General features: G+C 72.5%; 5 protein-coding genes. 4 read left to right on the forward strand and 1 reads right to left on the reverse strand.

Going from position 1 to position 6,692, the window contains the following annotated elements:
* Positions 1-57 precede the first annotated feature (57 nt).
* Positions 58-1,212 (forward strand): S8 family peptidase, encoded by a 1,155-nt coding sequence (locus tag VH969_RS18745; RefSeq protein WP_331975904.1) that lies wholly within the window; start codon positions 58-60, stop codon positions 1,210-1,212.
* Between the two features lie 150 nt (positions 1,213-1,362).
* Positions 1,363-4,737, forward strand: coding sequence for a pyruvate carboxylase (locus tag VH969_RS18750; RefSeq protein ID WP_331975906.1), 3,375 nt, complete (start codon positions 1,363-1,365; stop codon positions 4,735-4,737).
* A 12-nt stretch (positions 4,738-4,749) separates the two neighbouring features.
* On the opposite strand, the gene VH969_RS18755 is transcribed toward VH969_RS18750, so the two are convergent.
* Positions 4,750-5,283, reverse strand: a complete 534-nt coding sequence (locus VH969_RS18755) for a hypothetical protein (RefSeq protein WP_331975908.1) — start codon at positions 5,281-5,283, stop codon at positions 4,750-4,752.
* Positions 5,284-5,357: 74 nt separating this feature from the next.
* Between VH969_RS18755 and VH969_RS18760 the strand changes: the two genes are divergently transcribed.
* Together VH969_RS18760 and VH969_RS18765 are read left to right on the forward strand one after the other, a co-directional pair.
* Positions 5,358-5,954: a CGNR zinc finger domain-containing protein gene (locus VH969_RS18760; protein WP_331975910.1), complete on the forward strand. Its 597-nt coding sequence runs from the start codon at positions 5,358-5,360 to the stop codon at positions 5,952-5,954.
* A 133-nt stretch (positions 5,955-6,087) separates the two neighbouring features.
* Positions 6,088-6,462: a hypothetical protein gene (locus tag VH969_RS18765; protein ID WP_331975912.1), complete on the forward strand. Its 375-nt coding sequence runs from the start codon at positions 6,088-6,090 to the stop codon at positions 6,460-6,462.
* Positions 6,463-6,692 lie beyond the last annotated feature (230 nt).

Raw genomic sequence — 6,692 nt, forward strand, 5'->3', positions numbered from 1 at the left:
CGGGTGGTAACTGGTGAACCTTGCCCGGGTCACAGTCGGTCGACTACCCCAAAAGGTATGAATCTGCGCAGTGGCAAGAGGCTGGCGAAGGTCGGGGTCGCGTGCCTGATCGGCACGGTCGCCGCGATGATTGCGGCGATCCCCTCCGACGCGCAGCCCGCGGCGAGACACGCCGACTACATCGTCGTCCTGGACGACAGCCCGGGCGTCCAGGCGCGTGCGGCGTCGGTCGCCGACCGCTTCGGCAGCGCGGTGGAGCACACCTACACCGCCGCACTGCACGGCTTCTCCTTGCGCCTGACGGACGAGCAGGCCGCCGCGCTCGCGCGGGAGGGCGGGGTCGCCGCCGTCGTCCGGGACACCCCGGTGCACGCGCTCGGCCGCCAGGTCGACCCGCCGTCCTGGGGCCTGGACCGGATCGACCAGCGCGAGCTGCCGCTGGACCACGTCTACGACTACCCGAACGAGGCCGAGAACGTCACGGCCTACGTGATCGACACCGGCATCAGCGCCACGCACCAGGACTTCGGCGGCCGCGTCCAGCCGGGCTTCGCCGCGGGCGGCGGCGACGGCACGGCCGACGGGAACGGGCACGGCACGTTCATGGCGGGCGTCCTCGGCGGTGCGCGGTTCGGCGTGGCCAAGGGCGTCACGCTCGTGCCGGTGAAGGTGCTCGACGACAACGGCTCGGGCTCCACTTCGGACGTCATCGCCGGCATCGACTGGGTCACCGCGCACGCGGCCAAGCCCGCGGTGGCCAACATGAGCCTCGGCGGCAGCGCGAACACCGCCTTGGACACCGCGGTCCGCAACTCGATCGCGGCCGGCGTGAGCTACTCGGTCGTGGCCGGCGCCTCGAACTCCGACGCGGGCAACTTCTCGCCGGGCCGCGTGGCCGAGGCGCTCACCGTCGCCTCGTCCGACATGAACGACTGCGTCGCGAGCTTCGCCAACTTCGGCCCCGCCGTCGACCTGTACGCGCCGGGCGTGCGGATCACCGGTCCGTGGATCGGTTCGGACACCGCGACCAACACGCTGTCCGGCTCCGCCTCCGCGCCGCACGTGGCCGGCGGCGCCGCGCTGTACCTGCACGACAACCCGACCGCGTCGCCCGCCGACGTGGCCGCGTACCTCACCTCGAGGGCCACGCGGGGCGCGCTGTGCAACGTGCCGCCGAACACCGCGAACAGCCTGCTCTACGTCGGACCCTGACGAGCGGACCGGCGACGCCCGCACCCCGGGTCCGGGGCGCGGGCGTCGCCCCGTTTTGAGGTGCCTGTCACGCGGGACTGAACTCCCGACGTGCGGGAACAACCGGGTAACGTGCGGAGAACCCGTCACCGGCACCGGGAGGTATCCGGCATGTTCCGCAAGGTCCTCGTCGCGAACCGCGGGGAGATCGCCATCCGGGCGTTCCGCGCCGGTTACGAGCTCGGCGCCGGGACGGTCGCGGTCTTCCCCTACGAGGACCGCAACTCGCTGCACCGGATGAAGGCCGACGAGGCGTACGAGATCGGCGAGCCCGGCCACCCGGTACGGGCGTACCTGTCCGTCGAGGAGATCATCGCCGCGGCCCGCAGGGCCGGCGCGGACGCGGTCTACCCCGGCTACGGCTTCCTGTCGGAGAACCCCGAGCTGGCGCGCGCGTGCGACGCCGCGGGCATCACGTTCGTCGGTCCGTCGACCGAGATCCTGGAGCTGACCGGCAACAAGGCGCGCGCGGTCGCCGCCGCGAAGGAGGCCGGGCTGCCGGTGCTGCGCTCGTCGGCGCCCTCGGCGGACCTGGCCGAGCTCCTCGCCGCCGGCGCCGAGCTCGGCTTCCCGCTGTTCGTCAAGGCGGTCGCCGGCGGTGGCGGGCGTGGCATGCGGCGGGTGCTCGAGGAGGGCGCGCTCCGCGAGTCGGTCGAGGCGGCCATGCGCGAGGCCGAGTCGGCGTTCGGCGACCCGACCGTGTTCCTCGAGCAGGCGGTCGTGCACCCGCGCCACATCGAGGTGCAGATCCTCGCGGACGGCGAGGGCAACGTCATCCACCTGTTCGAACGCGACTGCTCGGTGCAGCGCCGCCACCAGAAGGTCATCGAGATCGCGCCCGCGCCGAACCTGGACCCGGAACTGCGCGACCGCATCTGCGCCGACGCGGTCGAGTTCGCGCGACACATCGGCTACCGCAACGCGGGCACCGTCGAGTTCCTGCTCTCCCAGGACGGCCGGCATGTCTTCATCGAGATGAACCCGCGCATCCAGGTCGAGCACACGGTCACCGAGGAGGTCACCGACGTCGACCTGGTGCAGTCGCAGCTGCGCATCGCGTCCGGCGAGACGCTCGCCGACCTGGGCCTGCGCCAGGAGGAGATGCGCACGCGCGGCGCCGCGCTGCAGTGTCGCATCACGACCGAGGACCCGGCCAACGGCTTCCGCCCGGACACCGGGATCATCAGCGCCTACCGCTCGCCGGGCGGCGCCGGCATCCGGCTCGACGGCGGCACGGCGTTCTCCGGCACGGAGATCAGCGCGCACTTCGACTCGATGCTGGTCAAGCTGTCCTGCCGCGGGCGGGACTTCGGCGCGGCCGTGGCCCGGGCCCGCCGCGCGGTCGCCGAGTTCCGCATCCGCGGCGTGGCCACGAACATCCCGTTCCTGCAGGCGGTGCTGGACGACGCCGACTTCCTCGCCGGCAACATCAACACGTCGTTCATCGAGGACCGGCCGCACCTGCTGACCGCGCGCCACTCGGCCGACCGCGGCACCCGGCTGCTGACCTACCTCGTCGACGTCACGGTCAACAAGCCGCACGGCGAGCGGCCCGAGGTCATCGATCCGGTGAAGAAGCTGCCCGGGATCGAGCTGGGCACGCCGCCGGCCGGCTCGAAGCAGAAGCTCACCGAGCTCGGCCCGGACGGCTTCGCGCGGTGGCTGCGGGAGTCCCGGGCGGTCGGCGTCACCGACACGACGTTCCGCGACGCGCACCAGTCGCTGCTCGCCACCCGCGTGCGGACCAAGGACCTGGTGACGGTCGCGCCGTACGTGGCGCAGCTGATGCCCGAGCTGCTGTCCGTGGAGTGCTGGGGCGGCGCGACCTACGACGTGGCGCTGCGCTTCCTCGCCGAGGACCCGTGGGAGCGGCTCGCCGCGCTGCGCACCGCGCTGCCGAACCTGTGCCTGCAGATGCTGCTGCGCGGGCGCAACACGGTCGGGTACACGCCGTACCCCACCGAGGTGACCAGGGCGTTCGTCCAGGAGGCGGCGGCCACCGGCATCGACATCTTCCGGATCTTCGACGCGCTCAACGACGTCGAGCAGATGCGCCCGGCCATCGACGCGGTGCTCGAGACCGGCACGTCGGTCGCCGAGGTCGCCCTGTGCTACACCGCCGACCTGGCCGACCCGGCCGAGCGGCTGTACACATTGGACTACTACCTGAAGCTCGCCGAGCAGATCGTCGGCGCGGGCGCGCAGGTGCTGTGCATCAAGGACATGGCCGGTCTGCTGCGCCCGCCGGCCGCGCACCGGCTGGTCACCGCGCTGCGCAAGGAGTTCGACCTGCCGGTCCACCTGCACACCCACGACACGGCGGGCGGCCAGCTCGCGACCTACCTCGCCGCCATCCAGGCCGGTGTGGACGCGGTGGACGGTGCGGCGGCCTCGATGGCCGGCACCACCTCGCAGCCGTCGCTGTCCGCGATCGTCGCGGCCACCGACCACGGCGAGCGGGAGACCGGGCTGGACCTGCAGGCGGTGTGCGATCTCGAGCCGTACTGGGAGATCGTGCGCAAGGTGTACGCGCCGTTCGAGGCCGGCCTGCCCGGGCCGAGCGGGCGTGTCTACACCCACGAGATCCCGGGTGGACAGTTGTCGAACCTGCGCACGCAGGCCACCGCGCTCGGCCTCGCGGACCGGTTCGAGCAGATCGAGTCGACCTACGCCGCGGCGGACCGGATGCTCGGCCGGCTGATCAAGGTGACCCCGTCGTCCAAAGTGGTCGGTGACTTGGCGCTGCACCTCGTCGGCGCGGGCGTGGACCCCGAGGACTTCGAGGCCGACCCGGGCCGCTACGACGTGCCCGGCTCCGTGATCGGCTTCCTGCGCGGCGACCTCGGTGACCCGGCCGGCGGCTGGCCGGAGCCGTTCCGGAGCAAGGCGCTCAAGGGTCGTGCGGACCCGAAGCCGGTGGCGGAGCTGTCCGAAGAGGACCGTACGGGGCTGGCCGGCGACCGCCGCGCCACGCTGAACCGGCTGCTGTTCCCCGAGCCCGCCAAGGAGTTCGGTGCCCACCGCGAGCAGTTCGGCGACACGAGCGTGCTCGCCAGCAAGGACTTCTTCTACGGCCTCAAGCCGATGATCGAGTACCCGGTGGACCTGGACCGCGGTGTCCGGCTGCTGATCGAGCTCGAGGCCATCGGCGAGGCCGACGAGCGCGGCATGCGCAACGTGATGGCGAACCTCAACGGGCAGCTGCGGACGATCCAGGTCCGCGACCGCTCCGTGGCCTCCGACCTGCCGGCCGCCGAGCGCGCCGACCGGTCCAACCCGGGCCACGTGGCGGCGCCGTTCGCGGGCGTCGTGACGCTGCAGGTGGGCGAGGGCGACAAGGTCGAGGCGGGCGACACGGTCGCCACGATCGAGGCGATGAAGATGGAGGCGTCGATCACCGCCCCGAAGGCCGGCACCGTGGAGCGCCTGGCGATCAGCTCCGTCGCCCAGGTCGAGGGCGGCGACCTGCTGGCCGTACTGGGCTGAGCGCCGCGGGGTCTAGCCGAGCGTCTCGCACATGTTCTCCTCCGGGCCGGCGTCCACGGCCATCGAGCGGACGCCGGTCTGGGTCAGCGAGATCGAGTGCAGGCCGGAGAGGCGGTAGTAGCCCTTCGGGAACCCGTCGCCGTCGCGGAAGCCGAACGAGAACGGGCCGATCACGGTGAACGACTTGAGTGTGCGGCCGTCCGGGTAGCGCTCCTCGAAGCCGCGGCCGGACAGGTCGCGCAGCACCGACTCGCCGGTGGCGAGGTTCGTGAACCGGGAGACGAGCTTGCCCCGGTACTCGTTCAGCCGGATCGCGCCGTCCGGGTAGCGGGCGTCGACGCGGACCTCCTCCTCGTCCTCGACCGCGGTGACCTGGAGGTCGAAGTCGCAGTACCGGCCCGCCGGCGCGGTGAAGTTCGTGGCGCGGAACGGTTGCCACGGCTCCGGATCAAAGCTCGCGGTCTGCGTCTCGGCGGCGGCCGCGGTACCCCCCGAAAGACAGGCGAACAACACCACGGTCACCGCGGACACCGCCGAGAAACGCATGACCCAGTCTCCTTCACTGCTAACCGGTAGAATTGATTCAAGTGGTTAGCGGAGCGAACTGTCAAGGGGGTCGGGTGAAGGTCCCGCCGTATGCCGTGCGGGTCGGCGAGCACATGCTGCCCAAGCCGATCGGCGGGCACCCGGCGCTGGAGCTGTGCAACACGCTCGCGGGCTGGGGCGCGCCGGCGCCGTCCGACTGGCTGCGGGACTACCGCACGCTCGCCGTGTGGGCCGAGTTCACCGGGCTGGTCCCGGCGGCCGACGAGCTGCCGGCCACGTCGCGGGCGGCGGCCGGGGTCCTCGACGACGTCCGGTCGTTCCGCGCCGCGCTGTACGGTCTGCTCCTCGACGGCACCGGCTTCGCCGAGGTGGCCGGGCGGGTCGACGAGGCGAACGCGCTGCGCCGGCTCACCGCGGCGCCGGACGGCGAGGTGTCGCTCGCCCTCCCGCCGTCCCGCGACGTCCGGCTGCCGCTGCACGCGGTCGCCCTCGCCGGTGCCGACCTGCTCACCCGCCCGGAGCGCGCCGATGTCCGTGCCTGCCCGGCGCACGACTGCGGCTGGCTCTTCCTCGACCCGCGCGGCCGGCGGGTGTGGTGCAGCATGGCGGCCTGCGGCAACCGGGCCAAGGTCCGCGCGCACGCGGCCCGGCAGCGCGTGATCGGCAAGTGAGAGTTCGAGCAATCCGTTTTCGTCAGATTTGGTCAGGTTCTGGTGATCTTGGGGCGTCCGACGTTACGGTGTGCCACCGGCTGGGGCCGGTTCGATCGGTGGGGACCGATCGGCTTGGAACTGGGGGTTCCGAATGAGTGTCCGTTTGTACGACGTCGCCGCGCCTCAGGTGCCAACCGACTTCGACGCGCTCGGCGACCACGACCGCAACGGGACGATCTTCGCACTCGGCGAGAACGAGGCCGCGCTGCCTGCCGTCGAGGACGGCTGGCCCGACCCGTTCCCCGACCTGGGCGAGCCTGCCGAGCTGATGCCACAACCCGACCCGCTCGTCCGGCCGCGCCGGTTGCGGATCCACGTCGGCGACCTCGCCGACCTGCGTGGCGGCGAGGAAGGGGCGAACGCCCACGGCGCACGTCGTCGAGCCGGCCGGTGCACAGTGGACGGATCCGGCGACATGCCTGCCGGTCGTCGACGGGCGCTACGCCGACGTCCACGTGCCCGGTGAGCCGGGCTTTCCTGGTGCACGGCAGACCTGGCCGGTGGCGGAGCACCTGACCTCGCCGCGCGGTGGGGCCATCGGGGCGTCGCACGTCGCAGGCGTTCGCACGCTCCGGTTCACGGCGGCGGACCCGCGGTGACTACGCCTGCCGGTCCGGGGTGCCGCGGTGGGCGGTCACCGAGGGGTGTGGGGCCTGATCCGGGTCCGCTGACCGCGGCGGGGGGGGGGGGGGGGGG

It is taken from the genome of Actinophytocola sp., from assembly GCF_036555685.1.
Taxonomy (GTDB): Bacteria; Actinomycetota; Actinomycetes; order Mycobacteriales; family Pseudonocardiaceae; genus Actinophytocola.